Annotated in this window: 23 protein-coding genes; 21 read left to right on the forward strand and 2 right to left on the reverse strand. The window is 46.4% G+C overall.

What is annotated here, in order from left to right; genetic code table 11:
- Positions 1-262: 262 nt before the first annotated feature.
- The gene (locus tag KQI32_RS09975) at positions 263-484 is read left to right on the forward strand and encodes a helix-turn-helix transcriptional regulator (protein WP_177690266.1); all 222 of its coding nucleotides are present in this window, start codon (positions 263-265) and stop codon (positions 482-484) included.
- A gap of 81 nt (positions 485-565) precedes the next feature.
- On the opposite strand, the gene KQI32_RS09980 is transcribed toward KQI32_RS09975, so the two are convergent.
- Both KQI32_RS09980 and KQI32_RS09985 read right to left on the reverse strand, forming a co-directional pair.
- Positions 566-1,405, reverse strand: coding sequence for an AraC family transcriptional regulator (locus KQI32_RS09980; RefSeq protein WP_177690268.1), 840 nt, complete (start codon positions 1,403-1,405; stop codon positions 566-568).
- Between the two features lie 19 nt (positions 1,406-1,424).
- On the reverse strand, positions 1,425-2,252 hold the full coding sequence (locus KQI32_RS09985) for a polysaccharide deacetylase family protein (RefSeq protein ID WP_216424879.1): 828 nt from the start codon (positions 2,250-2,252) through the stop codon (positions 1,425-1,427).
- Between the two features lie 280 nt (positions 2,253-2,532).
- Here KQI32_RS09985 and KQI32_RS09990 point away from each other — a divergent pair, with 280 nt between their 5' ends.
- The 20 genes from KQI32_RS09990 to KQI32_RS10085 all read left to right on the forward strand — a co-directional run bounded on the left by KQI32_RS09990 (position 2,533) and on the right by KQI32_RS10085 (position 21,843).
- Positions 2,533-3,294 (forward strand): hypothetical protein, encoded by a 762-nt coding sequence (locus tag KQI32_RS09990; RefSeq protein WP_177690272.1) that lies wholly within the window; start codon positions 2,533-2,535, stop codon positions 3,292-3,294.
- Between the two features lie 322 nt (positions 3,295-3,616).
- Positions 3,617-4,090: a transcription elongation factor GreA gene (gene greA, locus KQI32_RS09995; protein ID WP_177690275.1), complete on the forward strand. Its 474-nt coding sequence runs from the start codon at positions 3,617-3,619 to the stop codon at positions 4,088-4,090.
- Positions 4,091-4,225: 135 nt separating this feature from the next.
- Positions 4,226-5,722: a lysine--tRNA ligase gene (gene lysS / locus KQI32_RS10000; protein WP_177690277.1), complete on the forward strand. Its 1,497-nt coding sequence runs from the start codon at positions 4,226-4,228 to the stop codon at positions 5,720-5,722.
- 2 nt (positions 5,723-5,724) lie between these two features.
- A complete protein-coding gene (locus tag KQI32_RS10005; RefSeq protein ID WP_216424880.1) occupies positions 5,725-6,363 on the forward strand; it encodes a hypothetical protein in 639 nt (212 codons plus the stop codon).
- A gap of 144 nt (positions 6,364-6,507) precedes the next feature.
- Entirely contained in the window at positions 6,508-6,972 is a 465-nt protein-coding gene (rimP, locus tag KQI32_RS10010; protein WP_177690281.1) for a ribosome maturation factor RimP, read from the forward strand.
- 17 nt (positions 6,973-6,989) lie between these two features.
- Positions 6,990-8,039, forward strand: coding sequence for a transcription termination factor NusA (gene nusA, locus KQI32_RS10015; protein WP_177690284.1), 1,050 nt, complete (start codon positions 6,990-6,992; stop codon positions 8,037-8,039).
- A gap of 4 nt (positions 8,040-8,043) precedes the next feature.
- The gene (rnpM, locus tag KQI32_RS10020) at positions 8,044-8,328 is read left to right on the forward strand and encodes an RNase P modulator RnpM (protein ID WP_177690286.1); all 285 of its coding nucleotides are present in this window, start codon (positions 8,044-8,046) and stop codon (positions 8,326-8,328) included.
- A gap of 45 nt (positions 8,329-8,373) precedes the next feature.
- The gene (locus KQI32_RS10025) at positions 8,374-8,700 is read left to right on the forward strand and encodes a ribosomal L7Ae/L30e/S12e/Gadd45 family protein (protein WP_216424881.1); all 327 of its coding nucleotides are present in this window, start codon (positions 8,374-8,376) and stop codon (positions 8,698-8,700) included.
- A complete protein-coding gene (infB, locus tag KQI32_RS10030) occupies positions 8,690-10,963 on the forward strand; it encodes a translation initiation factor IF-2 (protein WP_216424882.1) in 2,274 nt (757 codons plus the stop codon). Before KQI32_RS10025 ends, infB begins: the two co-directional genes overlap by 11 nt.
- Before the next feature lie 26 nt (positions 10,964-10,989).
- Positions 10,990-11,337: a 30S ribosome-binding factor RbfA gene (gene rbfA, locus KQI32_RS10035; RefSeq protein WP_177690292.1), complete on the forward strand. Its 348-nt coding sequence runs from the start codon at positions 10,990-10,992 to the stop codon at positions 11,335-11,337.
- A gap of 1 nt (position 11,338) precedes the next feature.
- Positions 11,339-12,307, forward strand: a complete 969-nt coding sequence (locus tag KQI32_RS10040) for a bifunctional oligoribonuclease/PAP phosphatase NrnA (protein WP_177690294.1) — start codon at positions 11,339-11,341, stop codon at positions 12,305-12,307.
- A gap of 308 nt (positions 12,308-12,615) precedes the next feature.
- Positions 12,616-13,527, forward strand: a complete 912-nt coding sequence (gene truB / locus KQI32_RS10045; RefSeq protein ID WP_216424883.1) for a tRNA pseudouridine(55) synthase TruB — start codon at positions 12,616-12,618, stop codon at positions 13,525-13,527.
- An 11-nt stretch (positions 13,528-13,538) separates the two neighbouring features.
- On the forward strand, positions 13,539-14,435 hold the full coding sequence (locus tag KQI32_RS10050; RefSeq protein ID WP_216424884.1) for a bifunctional riboflavin kinase/FAD synthetase: 897 nt from the start codon (positions 13,539-13,541) through the stop codon (positions 14,433-14,435).
- A complete protein-coding gene (gene pgeF, locus KQI32_RS10055) occupies positions 14,417-15,214 on the forward strand; it encodes a peptidoglycan editing factor PgeF (protein WP_177690300.1) in 798 nt (265 codons plus the stop codon). The genes KQI32_RS10050 and pgeF overlap by 19 nt, the downstream gene beginning before the upstream one ends.
- A gap of 92 nt (positions 15,215-15,306) precedes the next feature.
- Positions 15,307-16,854, forward strand: coding sequence for an ABC transporter substrate-binding protein (locus KQI32_RS10060; protein WP_177690301.1), 1,548 nt, complete (start codon positions 15,307-15,309; stop codon positions 16,852-16,854).
- 45 nt (positions 16,855-16,899) lie between these two features.
- On the forward strand, positions 16,900-17,961 hold the full coding sequence (locus tag KQI32_RS10065) for a D-alanine--D-alanine ligase family protein (RefSeq protein WP_216424885.1): 1,062 nt from the start codon (positions 16,900-16,902) through the stop codon (positions 17,959-17,961).
- 19 nt (positions 17,962-17,980) lie between these two features.
- On the forward strand, positions 17,981-18,790 hold the full coding sequence (gene murI / locus KQI32_RS10070; RefSeq protein WP_177690305.1) for a glutamate racemase: 810 nt from the start codon (positions 17,981-17,983) through the stop codon (positions 18,788-18,790).
- Between the two features lie 46 nt (positions 18,791-18,836).
- On the forward strand, positions 18,837-19,316 hold the full coding sequence (locus KQI32_RS10075; protein ID WP_177690307.1) for a DUF1934 domain-containing protein: 480 nt from the start codon (positions 18,837-18,839) through the stop codon (positions 19,314-19,316).
- A complete protein-coding gene (gene argS, locus KQI32_RS10080) occupies positions 19,316-21,007 on the forward strand; it encodes an arginine--tRNA ligase (protein ID WP_216424886.1) in 1,692 nt (563 codons plus the stop codon). The genes KQI32_RS10075 and argS overlap by 1 nt, the downstream gene beginning before the upstream one ends.
- Positions 21,008-21,012: 5 nt before the next feature.
- Positions 21,013-21,843 (forward strand): hypothetical protein, encoded by an 831-nt coding sequence (locus KQI32_RS10085; RefSeq protein ID WP_216424887.1) that lies wholly within the window; start codon positions 21,013-21,015, stop codon positions 21,841-21,843.
- Positions 21,844-21,870: the final 27 nt, after the last annotated feature.

Raw genomic sequence — 21,870 nt, forward strand, 5'->3', positions numbered from 1 at the left:
TTTGAGATAATCTTTATCTAATATTTTTTTAGTCCTTGAAACATAGGGCTTGTTTAAGTGCGCCTATTTTTCAATTACTTAATTTTTTTAAAAATGTCTTGACTTTTAATAGTTAGTCACCTCCTTCAATAACCTCTGGAGTTATTATACATCAAAAATAATAACTTGTAAAGATATAAAATAACTATAGGGGATATATTTCGCGTTTTGAATTGCCATATTTATTTTTTAATGATATAATTCCGATAACGGAGGGATTGTCATGCCAATAAGAATAAAAATTTCCGAGTTGATGGGGAAAAATAAACTTAATATGAAGCAACTATCAGATTTAACTGGTATCCGTCAAAACACCATTTCTAGTTTATACCATGAAAATTCAAAAAGAATAGAAATCGCTCAGATTGAAGCTTTGTGCGAAGCATTAAACTGTGATGTAAAAGATATTTTTGAGTATATAAAAGAAGAAAAAAGGACTAGGTAACATTAATATTTGTTACATCTAGTCCTTTTATTATATAACGAAAAGCAAGATTTCCATGGCTTTTGTAGATATGAAGAATTTTTATTCGTTTTTACTTTGCAGCTCTTTGCGGTATTTGGAGGGGGACATTCCCATCTGTTTGGAGAATACCCGGGAAAAGTAAAGCTGATCGCAAAAACCAACCGAACTGGCAATGTATGCAATGCTCATGTCTGTAGATTTCAGCAGGTTCAGGCTCTGTTCAATGCGGAACTTGGTAAGATACTGCATGGGCGAATCATCCGTTTCTTCCACAAAAATACGGTGCAGGTGGCTCCTGCTCAAGCCAACGTAATTCGCCAGATCATGAACGGTTATATTGTTGGAATAATTCTGTGTGATAAACTCGTGTACTTTAAAAATATATTCTTTGCGGTAATCCTTGGATTTGCCCTTGGGCTTATTTTCCCGCATCATCTTGGAAAACAGGATATACAGATGACCGGTCATTTCCGCCTGGTTATAAGATTCCTGCCCCTTGCACTGCAGAATTTGCTGGATATAAGGGGAAAGATCCTCTGAAAAGGTCAGACAGGGATTCTCCGGTGAGAAGTCGGTATTGAAAAAAAGGCTTTTCACCATACTGCCCTTAAAGCCCACCCAGTAATATTCCCACGGGTCTTCCATATCGGCCAGATAACTGACCAGTGTGTTGGGATAGATGATGAAAACGTCACCTGCTTTTAAAGAATAGGTTTTGCCGTTCACCTGATAAATCCCTCTTCCCGTTTTCACATAATGGAGAAGATACATATCCCGGATTCCAGGTCCCCATAACCATTTTGGCTCGCAAATCTGGTGCCCGGATGTGAGGATAGACAGGGCGGCATTATCGATGCTTTTGGAAATGTAATAATCGACAACATAGAATTCATTATTCATATGCTGCACCCCTCACTTTTTATGGTTTCAGATAGTTTTCCAGCATTTGAATCAGCTGCTGCGATGTTGTGAGTCCGCCGATATTGATGCGGACCAATTCGTCCAGCGGGGTATCGTTGGTATTAACGCCGTCATTCCCCACCTTAACCTGCATTTTGTAGCCGGCTTTTCGCACGATCTGTTTGGTTTGCTCTGAAAACGCACCGTTGGGATAGGAATAGACCAGGGGTTCTTTATGCAAAAACGTTTGGATGTCATAGTAGGACAGCCGAGCCTCCTGCTCGATTTTTTCCAGCGTCAAATCCGTATGCTTGGGATGGGTATAGGAATGGCTTTCGATGTCAATCAAGCCGGAACTCTGCATCTCATTTGCCATTGCCCAGTCATAATGGGGAATGGGAAAGGCGGTTGGATAGAAAGACGATTTTGTCACCGCAAAAAAGGTAGCTTTCATATTCAATTCTTTTAAAATCGGATAAGCATACTCGTAGTTGGTAATATAGCCGTCGTCAAAGGAAATAATAATCGGTTTGTCCGGCAAAGAAGCACCGCTTACACGGTAATCATAATATTCCTGAAAGGAGATTGGGGTGAAGCCGCTGGTTTTCAGGGCAGTCATATGTTCCTGGAAGCACTCGGGTGTGATATGAAGCTGTTCGCTCTCCGCCGGATACGAAGGAGCAATGTTATGATACAGCAGAATCGGCAGCTTTACCTGTTCTTGGGATGAGGCAATATACAGCATGGAGACCATGAAAACACTCAGAAAGAGCAGTTTTTTCGCCAAGTGATAAGCGACAGGTCTATTTATAAATAGAGAGCGAATACGTTTCTTTATCTTACCCATAGAATTCCTTTCCATTTTTATTCTGAAGATTATGATATGGTTTTGAAATTTCATTTTCAGTTGGTTTAAGCACGGTTATTTTCAGAAGCGGGAAACCAATTTCAGGACAAGCGGACAGAAGAAATCTCCGAATCGCGAGAGTGATATGCTTGCAAAAATATTTTATCTTATTATAACAAATCATAAGCATGATTGCAAATAAAACTCATAAAAACAAACCCCATGCATATGATGAATTAACAATCATACCTAGCAATCTTTCAGAAATGTGGTGAGGATTATGAAAGCGATTATTTCAAGTGCGGATATGGGAAAAACAGCAAGGTTTCTTTCCTTTTTCGGATATGTTCCGATCAAAAGAAAAATCATACAGCAGGACGATGCTGTACTGCTGAATCTTATTCTTCCTGTCTCAAACTGCAATTATGAGAAAACGGTTCAAAAAGCAAAAAAATTTTTAAACAAACACGGAATAAAAGATATTCTTTTTGAAAAGGATATAAAGAAAAAATACGCACAGGATTTTGTGATGGATTATCATCTTGTGGATGGACACAAGGTGATGATTTCAAAGCTGCGGGAATCCATGCTGCGTGTGTTTAAATTGTATGGCTTCAAAAAAGGAAAGCTGCGTCTTGCCTTGGCTGGAAATCATATTGACCCGGAGCTTAAGGAGATATTGAAGGCGAATCAGGAATATTTTCAATTTCTCGTGTTTCAGGGGAAAGAGACGCCGGAAAAGCAGGAGATTGCAGATGAATTTTATGATGAATTCGGTATTAATACCGTTTTTAAGGAAAAGCTAGAGGATGCGGATTGTGATATGCTTCTGTTCACAGACGGATTGCTGGAGTCTTATGGAAAAGACGTGAAGTTCATATTCAATATCAGCGATCGGCCTCTCAAGGCGAAAATTCCGGTTCTTAACGACTATCATCTGGGACTGCCGGCGGACATTAGCAAATTTAACTGCAGGCATGTAGAGCTGTGTGAAATGATGGAAAAGGAATACCCTTTAAAAGGGTTTGCCTGGAACAATTGAGGCGCTTTCTTATCCGGTACAAAGCATTCTTCCGCAGGACCAGGAGCTGAATGGAAAAAAACACTTGACAAGCGGGTGCATTGTGACTATAATACCATAGTATATAACCTCATTCAACCTGTTTTCTGTCTCTGCGGACGGGTTCCGGCTGTGCGGCAGGCAGAGGTCAGACATCCGTTGCCTGGCGGGGTTGAAACGCTTTTCAGGCGGCTTTTGCAAAGCAAAAGCATTTTATTTTGTTAGAAAGGAAAGTCCCTTCCCGGACAGACGGAATAAGAAGAACAAAAAACGGGGAAAGGATGGCAAAAAGGGAGAGAGAAACGTGGAAAAAGAAATTATTTTAACATATGAAGGATTGGAAAAACTGGAAAAAGAGTTGGAATACCTAAAAGGGGAGAAACGCCTTGAAGTGGCCGAAAAAATAAAACAGGCGCTTGCTTTCGGCGATCTTTCCGAGAACTCGGAATACGATGCGGCCAAAAATGAACAGGCTCAGGTGGAAGAACGCATCGTGAAAATCACGAATATGCTTAAAAATGCCAAAGTGATCGACGAGGACGAAGTTGGTACGGATATTGTCAGCGTCGGCACAAAAGTTAAATTATTAGATGTTGAATTTGATGAAGAAATAGAGTATACTATAGTAGGATCGACCGAGGCGGATCCTTCCGTAGGAAGAATTTCAAATGAATCCCCGGTTGGCCAGGGCCTGCTTGGCAGAAAAGCGGGGGAAACTGTCGAAATCGAAGTTCCGCAAGGAACCATAGTCTTTAAAATACTATCGATTGCAAAATAAGGTTAGATTTCAGTGGGATAGATTCTTCCGTGGGAGGAATCTATCCTTTTTTCTTAACAGGATGAATTTTTGCAATGGGCACCCTGAGCAGGATGATACAGTAAAAAATGATATTGAAATATAGGAGGAACACCAATGAGCCAACAAGAGAACAACCAGGTTCAGGACGTAAGCGAACTGATAAAGGTTAGAATGGATAAGCTCAAAGAACTGGAAGAGAATGGAAAGGATCCCTTTGAGGTTACCAAATACGAGAAGACAGCAGACGCCAAGGACGTGATTGATCACTTTGAAAAGACAGAGGGGACTGTGGTATCTCTCGCCGGAAGGCTGATGTCGAAACGGGGGATGGGAAAGGTTTCGTTCTGCGACTTGCAGGATCAGTCGGGGAAAATTCAGCTGTTTGCAAAAAAAGACCTTTTGGGTGACGATGCATACGCTGCATTTAAAAAGCTGGATATCGGCGATATTGTTGGTGTGAAGGGCGAGGTTTTCAAGACGAAGACAGGGGAGATTTCCGTGAAGCTTACGGAATATGTTCTTCTCTCCAAATCTTTGCTGCCTCTGCCGGAAAAATTTCATGGACTGACCAACACGGACTTGAGATACCGCCGCCGCTATGTGGATTTGATCGTGAATCCGGAGATCAAAGAAACCTTTTTGAAACGGAGCAAAATCATCAAGTCAATCCGCGAGTATATGGATTCTCTTGGATATTTGGAAGTGGACACGCCGGTTCTGCATATTCTGCGCGGAGGCGCGGAGGCAAGGCCGTTTAAAACATATCACAATACGCTGGATGTTCCCATGTATCTGCGGGTGGAAACAGAGCTTTACTTAAAACGGCTGATTGTCGGCGGTATGGAAAAGGTATATGAGATTGGACGTATCTTCCGGAATGAGGGAATGTCCATCAAACACAACCCCGAATTTACAACGATAGAGTTGTATGAAGCTTATGCGGATTACCACGATATGATGCGCATCACAGAGGGAATTTTCTCCAATGCCTGCAAGGCGGTTAACGGGACGACAAAAATCTTGTATCAGGGCCAGGAGATTGATCTGACCCCTCCATTTAACAGAATGACAATGGTTGACGCGGTTGAGAAATATACTGGCTTGGATTTCAAGGAGATTAAAACAGACGAGGAAGCCGTGAACGCGGCGAAATCGGTCGGCGTTGCGGTGGAGGGTACACCCAGCCGCGGGGAAATTATCAACCTGCTGTTTGAGGAAAAGGTGGAAGAGAATCTGATTCAGCCTACCTTTATCACCGACTATCCGGTGGAGGTTTCTCCCCTTGCAAAGCGCAAGCCGGAGGATCCGATGTTCACGGAGCGGTTTGAGGTCTTTGTGACGGGAAGAGAATACGGGAACGCGTTCTCCGAGCTGAACGATCCCATCGACCAGAAAGAACGCTTCATCCGCCAGATTGAAATGAAGGAAGACGGCGATATGGAAACCATGTACGACGAGGATTTTGTTACGGCGCTGGAATACGGGATGCCTCCGACGGGAGGTTTGGGAATCGGTGTTGACCGTCTGGTCATGCTTTTGACGGATTCCTATTCCATCCGTGATGTCCTACTGTTCCCCACCATGAAGCCGATCAAGAATAAAGGTGAGTAAAAATGAGTGAACAAATTCCGAAACCGACGGGGGAAAAAGAACCTTTTGAGGTTCGATTCAAACGCGCGTGGGAAAATTATTGGTATCTCTATAAATGGCAGACCTGGATTGCGATTGTAGTTGTCGTGTGCGTAGCTCTGTTTGTAGGCGAGAAGCTTACACAGGTCAATCCGGATGTCTATATCACCTATATCGGCAGCAGTTATATTGACGAGACACTTTCGGAAAAAATCAACCAGGATTTTGCTGATGTGATAACGGATACCAACGGGGACGGGGGAAAAATCATTCAAATAAACACCGTGCTTTTTAACGGAAGCGAGGATTTATTGAATATGGCCACATTGCAGAAGGCGGATATTGATTTGATGTCCGGGCGAAGCGTTCTGTATTTGATAGACAGCTTTGCTTACGAAACCTTTATCCAGCGCGGCGCTTTCCGGGAAATCGAAACGGCTCAGGGCGAGTTCAGCTATATCGATTTGACATCCAATCGGCTGTTAAACAGTGAGGAATTCCATTTTGACAATGTATACCTGTGCCAGCGGCAGCAGTCTTTTGAGGATAAAGATGACGAGGAAACCAGGGCGAAGTATGAAAATGCGGCCGCAATGGTAGAAAAAATCCTGCAATATCAATAAAATGCTTGCAATTGCCGTGAATTCGTGATATAATAATTACGGTTTTGATAGAATGACGATAAAAGAGTGGGAACATTCCCACTCTTTTAAGTTTATTTAGGGTGTTTTGAGCAATACTAAGAGAAAAAGCGTACGGAGGTTTTTATGGCCATAAAAATTGCTGAGGAAGCGGAACGGCTGGCGAATGAAATCGCGGCTCCCATGGGACTTAGAGTATACGATACAGAGTTTCTCAAAGAGGGTGCCAAGAAGGTTCTGCGGATTTATATTGACAAGCTGGGAGATTATATTGCAATTGACGATTGTGAAGCGGTATCGCGCGCGCTTTCTGACCGGCTGGATGAACAGGATTTTATCGAGGACGCCTATACGCTGGAAGTTTCCTCACCGGGCTTGGAGCGGCATCTGAAAAGAGACTGGCATTTTGAGGAGGCGGTTGGAGAGAAAGTCGATGTCAAGCTGTTCCGTCCTCTGAATGGTCAGAAGATGTTAAGCGGTATACTGGCCGGAGGAAACCTGAAGGAGGGAATTGTGCTGAAAACAGGGGACAAGGAACTCCATATCGAAAAACAAAGCATTGCAGATGTAAAAATTTCATTTGAATTTTAATAGGAGGATACCGGAAAATGAATACGGAGTTTTTAGAAGCGTTGGACATGGTGGAAAAAGACAAAGGAATCTCCAAGGATATTCTGATTGAAGCGATCGAGAGCGCTCTTTTATCTGCCTTCAAAAAAGAATACAGCACCAACGCGGAATGCGAAGCGGTGGTTGACCGGACAACCGGTGCGATGGGAATTTATGCAAAGAAGACCGTTGTGGAGGAAGTCGGAGATCCCTTTACGGAAATCAGTCTGGAGGACGCAAAAAGAATCAGTGCAAAATATTCTTTGGGAGATACATGCGAAGTGAATATGATGCCAAAAACCTTCGGGCGGATTGCCGCTCAAACGGCAAAGCAGGTAGTGGTGCAGAGAATCCGCGAGGCCGAGCGCAACATCATCTTCAATGAATATTCCGAGAAAAAAGGTGATTTGATTTCCGGATTGGTGCAGCGCGTAGAGCGGAGCGGTGTTTCCAACGTTATGGTGGAGATTGGACGGCTGGAGACCATCCTGCTCTCCAGCGAACAGATACCGGGCGAGGTTTACCGCCCCAACTCCACAATGAAGTTTTATATTGTGGACGTCAAGGACGACGGGAAGGGACCGCAGATTGTGATTTCAAGAACGCATCCCGGATTGGTAAAACGGCTGTTTGAAGCGGAAGTTCCCGAGATTTCCAGCGGTGTTGTTGAGATTAAGGGGATTTCCAGAGAGGCGGGGTCCAGAAGCAAAATTTCCGTCTGGTCCAACGATCCCAACGTGGATCCCATCGGCGCCTGTATCGGGCCAAAGGGCATGCGGGTGTCAGCCATCCTGGATGAACTGAACAACGAAAAAATCGATATCGTCAATTACAGCGAGGTTCCGGAGGAGTACATAACAGCGGCGCTTGCTCCTGCGAAAGTCATTCAGGTGGACTATGTTGCGGAGAAGAGTTACAGTGTGACGGTTCCCGCAAGCCAGCTTTCCCTCGCGATCGGCAAGGAGGGGCAGAATGCCCGGCTGGCGGCAAGACTCACCGGTTACAAGATCGATATCAAGAGTGTTGACGATACACAGATAGAGGAATAGAGAAATGAGCAGCACAAAGAAACTGCCGCAGAGAAAATGTGTCGGATGTCAAAACTCCTTTCACAAGAGAGAACTTATCCGCATTGTGAAAAGCGAAGAGGGGATATTTGTCGATCCAACCGGCAAAAAGAATGGACGGGGCGCTTATATCTGCAAAAAATTGGACTGCCTTGAAACGGCATACAAACGAAAAAATTTAGAGCGCTCCTTCAAATGCAAGGTGGATGAGAACGTATATCAAAACCTGAGAGAGGAGCTCTCCAGGCTGGAAGGGAAGGCTTCCAACTAAGATATAGAGAAGCATGCTGCCCTTCGGCGGCGGAACGGAGGGAGAATGCAGGAAGAAAAAATATTGAAGCTGTATGGGCTTGCGCTGCGGGCCCGGCAGGCAAAGGCCGGCGTGTTCGGAACCCAGGCGGCTATTGTAAAAAGGCAGGCGAAATGTGTCTTGCTGGCCAGGGATGCGGAGGAATCTACGAAAAAGGAAATCCGTTTTCTCTGCGAAAAACACGGGGTATTTCTGATCGAGCTTTCCGACAAAGCAGCTATGGGAAATTATGCCGGAAAAGAGGGAACAGCCTGCGCGGCGATCCTGGATGAGCATTTTACAAGCGGAATACGAAACTATACCATTGACGGGGGTGCATTTCATGACAAATAAAAAGAGAATACATGAGCTTTCAAAAGAACTAAATATCAACAGCAAGGAGATTGTTGCGTTTCTCAACGAATACGGAGTGGCTCAGCAAAAGAACCATATGAGTACGCTGGAGGGGGAAGAACTGGATCTGGTGATGGAGCATTACACACAGAAGTTCCAGGCGGAATCCATCGAAGCTGTGCTTGAGGAAGTAAAGGCGCAGGAAGCACTTAAGAAGCCGGAAAAGAAAAAGGAAGAAAAGACGGTTCAAATCACCAAGGCGGATGAGGAAGAACTGGAAAAAGTGATCGAAGCGCCGATTGAGAAAAAGGTTCGGTATGTGGATACACGCCAGACGGTTGTGGAGCTGGATAAAATAGACGACGAGAAGATCGAGGCGATATCCAATGTGGGCGATATCTATGGAAACTATGATGTGAAGCAGAAAATCAAAAAGGGAACGCCGCAGAAAAAAATAGATAAGTCCGAAAATAAAAACAGGACGAAGCGCAACAAGGCAAAAGAGGCAAAGCAGGAAATTGTGATAAAAATTCCGGATGTGATCACGGTTGGCGAACTAGCCTCCAGAATGAAAAAATCTCCGGCCGAGCTCATCAAACAGCTGATGAAGCTGGGGGTAATGGCTACGGTAAACCAGGATATCGATTTTGAAACCGCGGCACTGATCGCGGAGGAGATGGGCGTAAAATACGAGCATGAAATTATTTTGACCTTAGAGGAAGAATTGTTTATGCAGGAGGATGATAAACCGGAAGATTTGAAACCCCGGCCTCCGGTTGTAGTTGTCATGGGGCATGTTGACCACGGCAAAACTTCCCTGTTGGATGCGATCCGCAACGCAAACGTCACTTCGACGGAGGCTGGCGGAATTACCCAGCATATCGGCGCTTATCGTGTAAAGATTAATAACAGGGATATCACCTTCCTGGATACTCCCGGACATGAAGCGTTCACTGCAATGCGCGCAAGGGGAGCCCAAGTTACCGATGTGGCGATTCTGGTTGTGGCAGCGGATGACGGTATCATGCCGCAGACCATTGAGGCAATCAATCATGCCAAAGCAGCAGGGGTTAGCATCATCGTCGCAATCAATAAGATGGATAAGGAAGGCGCCAACAAGGATCGGGTCATGCAGGAGCTGACCGAATACGATCTGGTTCCGGAAGAGTGGGGCGGAGATACCATCTGTGTTCCTGTATCCGCGCTGAAAAAAGAAAATATTGACACCCTGCTGGAGATGGTTCTGCTGGTCGCAGAGCTGAAAGATTTGAGGGCAAATCCCGATAAAATGGCAACCGGTACCGTGATCGAGGCCAAACTGGATAAAGGCCGCGGCCCGGTGGCAACGGTGCTTGTACAGAGCGGAACTCTGAAAATAGGCGATATCGTTGTCGCCGGTACAACCGTCGGTAAGGTAAGGGCAATGATCAACGATAAAGGGCAGCGGATCAAATCGGCTGGACCTTCTATGCCAGTGGAAATTCAGGGACTGGGCGAGGTGCCCGCCGGCGGGGATACCTTCCACGCCATCACCGATGAAAAGAAGGCAAGGCAGGTTGTGGAGAACCGCAAACAGGATATCAAGGAAGAGGGCTTCAAAGCGCAGCAGAAGATCACCCTGGATAATCTGTTTGAGCATATCAGCGAGGGTGAGATGAAGGCTCTCAATATCATTGTAAAGGCGGATGTGCAGGGTTCTGTCGAGGCGGTACGCCAGTCTCTGGTGAAATTGTCCAACGAAGAGGTCCGTGTGAATGTCATTCATGGCGGCGTAGGCGCTGTGACAGAATCGGATGTTATGCTGGCCAACGCCTCCAATGCAATCATTGTCGGATTTAACGTCCGTCCGGATGCCGGCGCTACCATAGCGGCACAGCGCGACAATGTGGATATCCGGCTGTACCGCATTATCTATCAGGCCATTGAGGAGATGGAAGCCGCTATGAAGGGAATGCTGGAACCGAAGTTCGTCGAAAAAGTCATTGGGCATGCGGAAGTCCGCAATACCTTTAAAATTTCCGGCGTAGGCACCATTGCAGGATCCTATGTCACAGACGGGAAAATCCAGAGAAATTCCAATGTCCGTATTGTCCGTGATGGTATCGTCGTGTTTGAGGGCAAGCTGGATTCCTTAAAGCGGTTTAAGGACGACGCCAAGGAGGTCGCCTCCGGATACGAATGCGGTATGGGTTTTGAACGGTTCAACGATATCAAGCTGGGCGATGTAGTAGAATGCTATATCGATGAAGAAGTGAAAGATTAGGGCACCATAGGATTGAGGTGAAATCAATGCCGTCTTACAGAAGTCAGAAAATCAATGAAGAGTTTAAAAGAGAACTGAGCAATATCCTGCGGGAGGTCAAAGATCCCCGGATACCGGATATGGTTTCGGTGGTTAAGGTTGAGGTCACCAAGGATTTAAAGTTTGCGAAGGCGTATATCAGCGTTTTCGGTGATGAGGAAAAAAAGAAAAATGCGATTTCGGGTCTGCAGTCCGCCCAGGGCTTTATCAAAAGGGAGATAGGATCTCGGCTGAATCTGCGGGGAATCCCCCAGTTTACCTTCGTGCTGGATGATTCGATCGAATACGGAGCACATATCATCGATTTGATCAACAAGACGAAAGGGCAGGATTGAGATGGTCAGATATGATTTTTCAGAAGTGATTGACAAGATCGGGAAAGCAACCCGCATCGCTGTCTTTACGCATGTTATGCCGGACGGCGATGCTCTGGGATCCGCTTTCGCTTTGCGCGGCGCCCTCCGCGGGATGGGGAAACAGGCCGATTGCTTTTTGGAAAAGCCGCTTTCCGGTCTGTATCACTTTTTTCCTTCCGATTATTTGATGGAAGCGGAAAAGGCAGCTGCGTACGATCTTAAAATTTCTGTGGACTGCGGCGAAAGAAGCCGGCTGGGAATGTTTGCGGACGCCTTTGAGGGAGATACGATAAACATTGATCACCACCGGGAAAAGGAACCGTTTGCGCAAATCAATATTGTAGAGGAAAAAAGTGCGTCGACCGGAGAGATCATCTATGAGCTTCTCTGTGCGATGGAGGCTGCGATCACGCCAAAGATCGCCGACGCGCTTTATGCTGCAGTGGCGACCGATACCGGAGGCTTTATGTTTTCCAACACCACTGCGGATACACACAGGATAACGGCAGCGCTTATGGAAGCCGGTGCAGACTTTTATACACTGAACAAACACTTGCTGCTGGAAAAGACTTTGAAAAAATACCAGTTGACAGCTCTTTGCGTGGAACGAATGGAAATTGTGTCGGACGGCAAAATTGCCGTTACATATCTTGATTATGATACCGTGAGAAAGATGCAGGTGACCTCGGATGATCTGGACGGACTGTCCTCTCTTCCGAGAAGCATCAAAGGGGTTGAGGCGGGTGCGCTTCTGACGGAACTGGAGGCTGGGAAAATCAAGGTATCTCTGCGCTCCGATCGGCTTGTGGACGTCTCAAAAGTGGCTGCGGCGTTCGGCGGCGGCGGACATATGCGCGCAAGCGGATTCACCTGCGGCGGATCCATCGAAGAGCTGAAGCAAAGTATTCTGCAAAAGCTGAAAACAGAGTTGGACAGATTGAATGCATAAGCATTAGGGAGTTGAACCCCATATGGTTTTCACAGGCCAATTTTCCGCAATCCTGCGTCAAAATGCTTGCGCATACGTCAGTATTCCCTGCGCATTTTCCTTATCTTACGAAAAATTAGCTCTGTGGAAATTCTGCGGCCCTGCACGCAGGAATCTTTCGAGCAATTCGTCTTTTCGGTGCGTAAGGGTGCAGCAAGGCTGACGCCTTGCAAGACCGGCAATCCAAAAAGGCGGGAATTTAACAAGTGCAGGGCATATGGGCTTCGACTCTCTAATGCTTAAGCAAGGGAATTATGGGGGCAACGATAATGAACGAAACAGGAATTTTAATTGTAAATAAGGCACAGGATATGACCTCGCATGACTGTGTGAATATTGTTCGCCGCGCGACAAAGATCAAGCGGGTAGGACATACGGGCACGTTGGATCCGATGGCGACTGGCGTGCTTCCAATCTGTGTCGGAAAGGCCACAAAGATTGCCGACTATATCTCTCTTGGAGACAAACGCTATGAAGCGGAATTCCGCCTTGGGATCCGGACGGATACGTATGATATCACCGGTGAGATATTAGAGAAAAAGGAAGCTAACATTTCAGAGGAGGCTTTTGCGGAGGCGATCAGGAGCTTTGAAGGGGAAGGCACACAGCTGCCACCCATGTATTCGGCAAAGAAGGTAAACGGGAAGAAACTGTATCACCTTGCCAGAAAAGGAATTGAGATAGAAAGAGATCCCATCCCTATACATATTCATCAAATTCATATCTTGGATATGGGGCGGGATTGGGCTAAAATAGATGTGAAATGCTCCAAGGGCACGTATATCCGAACGCTGATTGACGATATCGGTCAAAAGCTCGGCTGCGGAGCCTGCATGACGAAACTTACCCGCACGGAGTGCGGTATTTTTAAACTCTCCGACAAACGTGTTGTGGATATCATGAGCCTGAAAAAATCGGACAGCCGCTGCCTGGAAAAACTGATACCGGCAGATAAACTTTTCCAGCATTTTGATATGCTGACCTTCGCTTATGAGTTTGAAACAAAGTTAAAGAACGGACTGTATCTGCCGCTTAATTTCCTAGGTTTGAAAGAGGAAGACGTTCTGGAGGGGACCATATTCAGAGGGTACAGTACGACAGGCGAGTTTTTGGGACTTGTTCAGGTTGTCTTAAACGATCAGGATCAAAAGCGCTTGAAGGTTTCGAAAAGTTTTTATTGATGGAGGGTGTTATGAGAATTATTTTAGTCAATTCCGAACTGCCTCTTGTCAGTAAAGAACCCTGCTGCGTATGCCTTGGAATGTTTGACGGCGTTCACAGAGGACATCAGGCGCTGCTGGAGGAAACGGTTCGAATTGCAAAACAGAAGGGTCTCCGGTCCGCGGCTGCTACGTTTCTGACAAAACGGGAAAAGAATTGCATCGATACGCTGGACATCCAGCTTTCCGGGCTGGGAGAACAGATGGATTTTGTGTTTGTGTTTCTGTTCGACGAGAAGCTTCGCGGAGAAAACCCGGAGGAATTTATTTCGCATTCTCTCAAGGGGGCACTGAATGCACGCCATGTTGTCTGTGGATTCAATTTTCGTTTTGGGCATAACCGGGAAGGGGACACCAGGGCACTCCAAGCTTTTTCGCGGAAATATGGCTACGGTCTTTCCATTGTTCCTCCGGTGAAGGAGGGGGCTAAGGTCATATCCAGCACACGGATCCGCGCATATCTTCGGGAGGGCAAAATCGACGAAGCAAACCGTATGCTGGGCAGACCCTTTGCACTGTCTGGATTTGTCCGTATGGGCAATCAGATTGGGCGGACTTTAAAGATGCCAACCATCAACGTTCCGATTGATCCCTGTGTGATAGAACTGCAAAATGGTGTTTATGCCTCTAAGACCGAGATAGATGGCGAAATCTATGAAAGCATCACCAACATCGGTACAGCGCCGACCTTTCAGGAAAAGAAAAAAATTTCGGAGACATTTATTCTGAACTTTCATCAGGATGTATATAATAAAACGGCAAAGATTTTCCTGTATCACTTTCTGCGGGGAGAACGGAAGTTTTCCGGACCCGATGAGCTGGTTCGTACCATAAAAGGAGATATTGAGAGATGTGCGCAGTATTATTAAGGCAAAAGGACGGGTACCATTATCTGCAGTCTGAGCTTCTCAATCAATATGGCATCCGTCATTTCTTTTCTACCATAAAACACGACGGGCTGGAGCGTCCGGTCAATTTCGGATTTCATTACGGGGAAACCCGGGAGGAAATCCTGTCCCATTACAGAATTGCCGGGGAAATTCTGGGTGAACCGGTGGAACGGATGGTAAAATCCACCCAGATACATGAAGCGATCGTCCGGGATGTGGAGGAGGCTGACTGCGGCAAAGGCATTCTGCGGGAGTCCGACATTGAAAATGCGGACGGTTTAATCTGCGGCGAAAATCATATTCCGCTTGTCATCTTCTCAGCTGACTGTACACCGGTTTTGCTGGCCGACAAAAAGAACCGTGCGGTGTGTGCGGTTCACGCGGGATGGCGGGGGACGGTTCAGAAGATTGCAAAAAATGCGGTAGAAAAAATGTACCGGGAATACGGTATTCCCAAAGAAGACATTCTCTGCGCAATCGGTCCATGTATCTCGAAATGCTGTTTCGAAGTGTCAGCGGAGGTGGCGGAGGAATTTGAAAAACTGTTTCCGATGGAATCTTTTGCTGAGAAGAAAGAAAATGGAAAATATCATATTGATTTAAAAGGCGTAAACCGTGAAATTCTTCTGCGGGAAGGGGTACCGGAAAAGAATATGGATGTCTCGAACGATTGTACCTTCTGCAGGGAGGAATTGTTCTATTCCTTCCGCCGGCAGGGGAAAGAGGCCGGCAGAATGGCGGCTTTTATTGTGCGGTAACCTCGCTTTGCTCGGCTGAAATGCTTGTATGGCGGCTTTTGCCGCACAATGACGAAGCTGCGCCCCTTATTGAATGAAATGGAGTAAACGATATGAAAAAAGTCATTTGCACACTTCTCTTCGCTCTGCTGCTTTGCGGTTGTGCCGGGGAGGAGGGGCAGACCACAGGATTGCTGATGAGTACTCAGACGCCGGCAGGGACGTCGGGTACGGTCTATCTTCTAGGCTATAACTTTGAATCCGAGAACCCTCTGCTTTCCAAAAATACGACGAATCAACAGATGTTCTCGCTGATTTATGACAGTCTTTACGGGATTGATGAAAAATTTGAGCCTACGGAAAGTCTGGCGGCAGGAATCACCATGAACAGTGATCGGCAATATACGGTTGTGCTGAAACCCGGCGTCACTTTTCACGATGGAACACTGCTCACCTCATCGGACGTGGTCAGCACAGTGGAATTTTTATTGAAAAACGAGACCTCTTATCGATATCATGTGAGGAATATCGCCTCCGTTTCCAGACAGGGAGACGAGGCGGTTCGCTTCCAGTTGAAGGAACCTGCCCAGAATTTTAAGGCACAGCTCACATTTCCCATTGTGAGCGCCAAAATGCTGAATTCCGGTGACACTTCCATGAACGGAACGGGAAAATATAAGGTGGAAAATTACGTGCAGAGGAAAAAGATTACTCTCGCCTATAACGATAACTATTTTGAAAAGGCAAATCCGGAAGTAAAGCGGATTGAGATTCAGCTGGTTCCCGACAAGGAAACGGCGAATTACGCCTATTCCAGCGGGCTGGCGGATGTCTATATGCAGGACATTCTGGATAACAGCACCAGCGCAGTGTCCAAGAGCGGCGCTGCGACAATAGAGTATACTGGCAATGAATATGGATGCATGCTGTTCCAGATGAACAATCCTATTTTTCAGGATGTCAATGTGCGCCGGGCCATTCTTTTGGGAATCAATCGGGATAAGCTGATAACCGATGTCCTGTTTTCTCACGCGGTGAAGGCGGAGACTCCTGTGAATCCGGTATCCTATCTGGTAAATCAGAACGTGAAGAGCGAGTATAACGTGGAACAGGCGAAGGCTCTGTTAAAAGAGAGCGGCTGGGAATCCGATCCTGCCGACGGGCTTTTAAAAAAGAGCGATAGCCGGAAGGAGACGTTAAAGTTTTCTCTGCTCATAAACAATACCAGTGAGTTTAAAAAGCAGCTTGCCGCTAATATAAAAGAGGATATGAGCTACCTTGGCATAGAGGTCAACGTCATAGAAAAAAACTTTGCCGACTACGAGAAGGATTACCGCAGCGGAAAATTTGACGCGGTGCTGATCAATACGGTGATGGGGTTTGACTATGATTTCACCTCTTTTCTGGCCACAGGAAAAAATATATGTAATTATTCCGATGATATGACCGACCTGATATTGAAAAATATCGGGGAGACAGACGGAACAGAAAAAGTAAATTATTTTCAGAGGCTGCAGGAGAATTTCCAGGAGAATGTACCTCACATCAGCCTGTACTATACCAAAACGAACCTGCTGAGCACATCGAAATTAAAAAAAGGGCTTAATCCCACTGCTTTCAGCATATATCATAATATAGAGAACTGGTCGTTCCGGGAATAAGGATTGTTGGGAGCGTGTCAATTATCTTGAAAGGAATGAAGAATTATGATAAAGGAAAATTTGCTGCTGCTGTTCGGGGGAGAGTCTACCGAACACGAGGTTTCCGAAATGTCCGCTTCCAATGTGATTGAGGCGGTAAACCGAGAGAAATACAATCTTATAACCGTCGGTATCACCAAAGAAGGCAAGTGGTACCTATATCAAGACGGAACGGAAAAAATCAAGGACGGCACCTGGGAGCAAAGCGATACGCTTAAGGAGGCGTTTTTGTCTCCCAGCAAGTCGCAGAGTGGTCTTGTTGTCTTAAACAGGGACAGTTATGAGACAATACATATCGACAAATGCTTCCCAGTTTTGCACGGAAAAAACGGCGAGGATGGCACCGTGCAGGGACTTTTGACCTTAGCGGGAATTCCATACGTGGGCTCGAATGTGGTATCTTCTGCGGTATGCATGGATAAAGTATTTGCAAAAATGGTTCTGGAATATCACGGCATTCCGCAGACTCCTTATCTGTATTACACCAAAAAGGATTTTCCGGAGTGGAAAACCGTGGAGCAAGAGGTAAAAGAAAAACTGGATTTTCCCTGCTTTGTCAAGCCGGTTAATGCCGGTTCCTCGGTGGGGGCAAGCAAAGCGGACGGTCCGCAGGAGCTTCGCAGAAGCGTGGAGGAAGCTTTCTTGTATGACAGTAAAGTGATGGTTGAAAAATATATAAACTGCCGCGAGATCGAGGTGGCAGTCATGGGAAACCAGATGATCTCCTGTGCGGGACCCGGGGAGATTGTCTCAAACAATGAATTTTACGACTATGATACCAAATATGTGAACTGCGACGGGGTGGCTTACCATATTCCGGCGGACATCTCGGACAAAATGACAAATGAAATCCGCAGCTATGCTTTAAAAGCGTATAACGTGCTGGATTGTAAGGGCTTGTGCCGGATTGACTTTTTTGTCAACCGGGATGATAACCGGATTTACTTAAATGAATTGAACACTCTGCCAGGTTTCACCAATATCAGCATGTATCCCAAAATGTGGGTCAGCGAAGGGATGTCATATACCCGGGTGGTGGAGAGACTTCTTGAACTGGCGAGCCTGTAGAACGGAGGAAGAGCACAGTATGGACGCAAGACCAATTGGCATTTTTGATTCAGGCCTGGGCGGTTTGACCGCCGTAAAAGAATTTAACCGGATTCTTCCGGCAGAAGATGTGATCTATTTCGGCGATACCGGAAGGGTGCCGTACGGCACCCGTTCGGATGAAACGATATTGAAATATGTCCGTCAAGACATCCGTTTTCTAATGAGTCATGACATCAAGGGAATCATCATTGCCTGCGGAACAGCCAGCTCCGTGGCGCTGGACATTGTGCAAAAAGAGTTTGATATTCCGATTATCGGCGTTGTAAAGCCTGCCGCGGAGGCCGCGCTGAGAGCGACAAGAAACAAAAAAGTGGGAGTGATCGGTACCGCAGGAACCATCAACAGCGGATCCTATGAAAAAATTCTGCACCGGTTGGAACCGACGGTGCAGACCTACACGCAGGCATGTCCGATGTTTGTCCCTTTGGTGGAAAACGGATATCTAAGAAGTGAAGCGACGAATATCATCGCAAAGGAGTATTTGCTTCCCTTGAAAGAAAAAGGGGTTGACACATTGATCCTCGGCTGCACACATTATCCTTTGCTTTATGAGACGATATCTGCTATAATGGGCTCAGATGTATCTCTGATTGATTCTGGAAGCGTTACGGCGGACGCGGTCAAGAGGGACATGGAGACAGCCGGGCTGCTCAATCATGGTCATAAAAGCGGGAAAAACGACTACTATGTTACCGATGCTGTCGAACAGTTTGAAGCGCTTGGTTCCTTATTTCTGGAAAAAGAGATAGACGGGCAGGTTGAAAAAACAAATATTGAAGAGTGGTAATCCTCCGTTGTTCGGGCGGAGGCATAAAATGGGGGATGACCATTGTATGCGAAAGACGTTTCAAATGGGACAGGCAAGAATGGGAGAGGGTACAATGAAAAAGCAGGTGCTTATCACCGTTAAGGGAAGCAACCATTACGAAGAAAATCAGATGGATGCGGTGGAATTTCTGACAACCGGAGATTTTTATGAAAAGCAAGGCAAGTATTACATAAAGTATGAAGAGGCGGATCAGAGCGGTATGCCGGATACGACTACCACGCTGAAAATCGAGCCGAGCCGGGTGACGATTACGCGTTTTGGAAAGAATAATTCTCAGATGGTCATTGAACAGGGGAAAAAGCATATCGGGCATTATGAGACACCATACGGGGGATTCACGGTGGGAGTGATATCGGAAAGCGCGGATATCCGGGTGAATGAAACCAGCGGCAGACTGGATTTAAAATATGATGTGGAGCTGAACGATATTGTGACAAGCCACAACAATATATGTGTTACATTCAAGGAGGTTAACGGGGACTGATGAAAAATCCTGTAAAAGAGGTCAAGCTGGAACTGGAAAAAATAATCATAGAGGCGTGGAGGAAGGCTGTTGCCGCAGGCGAACTTCCGGAAACGGAACCGGGCGAAATTGAGATCGAAATGCCCAAGGACAAAAATCACGGGGATTTTGCAACAAATTTTGCGTTGAAGATGTCGAAACAGTGGAAAAAGAAACCCAGGGAAGCGGCCGGCATTCTCACAAACCGGATGGCTCTGTCCGGCGGTGCTGCGGATAAGGTTGAAATCGCGGGTCCTGGATTCATCAATTTTTACCTCTCAAAGAGATGGCTGCATGATACTGTGAAATATATTTTAAAAACAGATAAAGACTATGGGAAAGTCGATCTGTTTTCGGGCAAAAAGGTCAATGTGGAGTTTATCTCAGCAAACCCCACCGGTCCGATGCATATCGGAAACGCAAGGGGAGGCGCTATCGGAGACTGCCTTTCCAGCGTTTTACGCTGGGCGGGATATGAGGTCACCGAAGAGTTTTATGTAAACGACGCTGGCAATCAGATTGAGAAATTCGGCGTTTCCTTAAATGCGAGATTCCTGCAAAAAGTATACGGTGAGGACGCGGTGGAATTCCCGGAGGACGCCTATCACGGGGATGACATCAAACAGCACGTGGAGGATTATATCCAGGCGTTCGGGTCGGAAGAGCTCAAGGCTATGGATGAAGAGACCAGGAAAAAGACGCTGTCGGACTATGCGCTGAAGCGGAATATTGAGAAACTGCAGGAGGACACCGGACGGTATGGGATTCACTATGACGTCTGGTTTTATGAGAGCGATCTTCACAAAGCGGACGCAGTCAACCAGGTGGTCAGGGAGCTGACGGAAAAGGGATACACCTATGAAAAGGAAGGCGCTGTCTGGTTTAAGTCGACGGAATTTGGTGCGGAGAAGGATGATGTTCTCATCCGTGCGAACGGTTTCCCAACCTATTTTGCCGCGGACATCGCCTACCATAAAAATAAAGCCGACAGGGGCTTTGACCAGATGATCAATATCTGGGGTGCCGATCATCACGGCCATGTTTCCAGAATGAAGGGTGTGTTTACAGCGCTTGGTCTTGATCCGGACAGGCTTACCATTATCCTGATGCAGCTTGTAAGACTGTATAAGAACGGAGAGATCTACCGGGTGTCCAAACGGTCCGGCAAATCCGTCACATTATCCGATCTTCTTGACGATATCGATATTGATGCGGCAAGGTTTTTCTTTAACCTGCGCCAGGCAAATTCTCACTTTGATTTTGACCTGGATTTGGCGGTATCCAAATCCAACGAAAATCCGGTATTTTATGTGCAGTATGCCCATGCTCGGATCTGCAGTATTCTCCGCCATCTGAGGGATGAGGGAGTCTCAGTGGAAACAGCGGACGGTACCCTTGTCAATTTAAAGGAGCAGGAAGAGCTGGACTTGATGGAAAAGCTAGCCTATTTCCCGGAGGAAATCAGTCAGGCGGCTCTTACTCTGGATCCCTCCAAGATGACAAAGTATGTGATGGAGTTGGCTTCCGCCTTCCACACCTTTTATAATGCGTGCAGGGTTATGTGCGAGGACAAAGCGCTCTTTGAGAGCCGCATTCAGCTGGTGCAGGCGACCCGTATCGTCATTCGCAACTGTCTGAATTTGCTTGGCATCACCGCGCCGGAAAGGATGTAACCGTGATGCCGGTAAAAGAGTTCGTATGTCTGATGCTCTGCACGGCACTATGTCTCATTTCACCGGTGAACAGCAAGAGCATGACAGATACGGAAGGTAATGTAACGGCTGCCAATGCGGCCTATCAATACATTGTGAGGGATATGGAACTGAACCGGGAAGGTGAAGTGGCTTTCTATGACATGACCTATATTCTTTCCAGGCTGTTTTCTGTGTCTCAGGGCGACATGAATATCTATGGCAATTCCGCTGTGCGGCATACGGTCCTGATGGATATGCTCTGGAATTTCTGCGGGATGGATACAACACTGATCGAGCGCAATTACGCTGCGGAGACGGAATATGTCACCTATGAGCAGCTTTTTGATACCTTGGACTACTTTTACTTTGACATTTTAAAACGGCACGGTATGACGCTGAAAACGGCGAATGCATACCGGTTTTCCGAAAAGACACAGCTCGCATTTGACGATGGAGAGCTGACTGCCATAGAGGGGGTATCTCTTCCGGACGGCAGGGTCTCTGTCACCTATGACGGGGAGATTATTATCGCAGTCAGTCCTCTGGAACTGCCCTGTGATCTAAACTTATCCAGCATAAAGGAAATGCGGACTGTGACAGGCACGCTGTACTATTATTCTGAGCAGGAAAAGAGCCTGCTGCTTCAGACACAGGATGGACTGAAACGCTATGAAATCATTGGGAATCCAGCCTGTTTTGCCGATGATGGAATCAGTCGGGATAAGGTCAATGAAACCCTGCTGGATAAGCAAGTGACCCTTTATCTGACGAATTATAAAAAAACACCGGATGCGGTTGTTATGATAAGGTCATAGTCTTATCACAGCCGCCGTCTTCTCCTC

The sequence above is a fragment of the Acetivibrio sp. MSJd-27 genome (assembly GCF_018918095.1).
In the GTDB taxonomy this organism is placed as follows: Bacteria; Bacillota; Clostridia; order UMGS1840; family HGM11507; genus HGM11507.